We start from the raw sequence: 742 nt of genomic DNA on the forward strand, positions 1-742 counted from the left end.
GCCATTCGGTGATGTGATGGACGGCGGTGAGTGTCGCGGGGGCGTCGCAGCCGGGGCGGGTGCAGCCACCGGAGGCGGCGATCAACGCCAGCCGTTGATCGGCCGACGCCAAGCGTTTCGCGCGGCCGAGGTGCAGGGGCCGGCCATGATGATCGAAAATCGCCAGAACCGGGTGGGCGTTCTCGGCCATCCGCAGCGCGTCGCGGATCGGCACCAGACCGCCGGAGGCGGTGGTCACGATGCCGGACTCCTCTTCGAGCTGTTTGACGGTCATGGTCAGGATCGCGGTCACCGGCAGCCCGCGGTGGCTGCCGAGCACACCCGACGACAAGATCTGCCGCAGGGCGACTTTCAACGCGTCGTGGTTGCGTTGCACCGCGGTGCGGGTGTCGCGGGCCGCGGCCTTCGCCAGCGCGTCGCGGTCGAGGGTCTCGGATTCGACGTCACCGGAGGGTGATTCGGGGTCGTCCGGGTTGTTCATGCCGGGCCGGGCGAGTTTCGCCAGCACCGGTTCGAGCAGCGCCCGGGTTTCCGGGTCGAGGAGCCCGGAGATCGGGGTCATGAGATCCGTTCCTTGTTTGCCGATCCGCAGACCCCGGCGCCGCTTGCGTTCCTTCTCGTCCGGCACGTCCCCGTCCGGATTCAGATACGCGAGCAGATGCGCGCCGAGTTTCACGAGATCGTCGGGGGTCACCGAGCAGGCCGCGTCCGCGAGGATCTTTTCGGCGACGGTGATCTCGTC

1 protein-coding gene is annotated in these 742 nt (G+C 68.6%); it reads right to left on the reverse strand.

The window, feature by feature from the left end:
* The coding region (locus I0Q12_RS34500) for a DUF222 domain-containing protein (RefSeq protein ID WP_231611781.1) at positions 1 to 742 on the reverse strand (742 nt) is incomplete at both ends.

It is taken from the genome of Rhodococcus sp. CX, assembly GCF_015865005.1.
GTDB lineage: Bacteria > Actinomycetota > Actinomycetes > Mycobacteriales > Mycobacteriaceae > Rhodococcus.